This window comes from Nonomuraea aridisoli (assembly GCF_003236395.1).
GTDB classification, from domain to species: Bacteria; Actinomycetota; Actinomycetes; order Streptosporangiales; family Streptosporangiaceae; genus Nonomuraea; species Nonomuraea aridisoli.
Window position 1 is genome coordinate 1 of the sequence record NZ_POUD01000681.1, and the last position, 431, is coordinate 431.

The 431-nt window shown below is 70.1% G+C and carries 1 pseudogene; it reads right to left on the reverse strand.

What is annotated here, in order from left to right:
- Positions 1–357: pseudogene (locus C1J01_RS54365) on the reverse strand (polyprenol phosphomannose-dependent alpha 1,6 mannosyltransferase MptB); the annotation flags it as partial.
- Positions 358–431: the final 74 nt, after the last annotated feature.

A 431-nucleotide genomic window follows, 5' to 3' on the forward strand; every position in this document is an offset into this window, starting at 1 on the left:
ACGCGTAAGATCGTCGGCAGCGTCAGATGTGTATAATAGACAGATCCCGGCCCCCACCGCCGGACCAGGCAAGCCGCCGGACCGGTCGGACGGATCACGAACTCCGGCCAACGCCCCCAACAGGCCGACCCCACCGAGGACGATCGCCGCACCCGCCAACCCGACCACCAGGTACGGATCGGGACCGGCATCCAGCGAGTACGGAGGCTGCCAGCCGGGCCCACCCAGCGCGGGCACCATCGCCGACGGCCCCAGCAGCCCGATGACGATCGTCAGCAGCATCGACGCGCCGATCGCCACCATGGCCGCCCCGACGAGCCGGCCACGCGCCCAGGGGTGCCGCGTCTCCGAAGTCACCGGACGATTCCAGCACACCCACAGCCCCGCTCAACCCACCCTGTGGATAACCCTCCACCCGCCCACACCACACC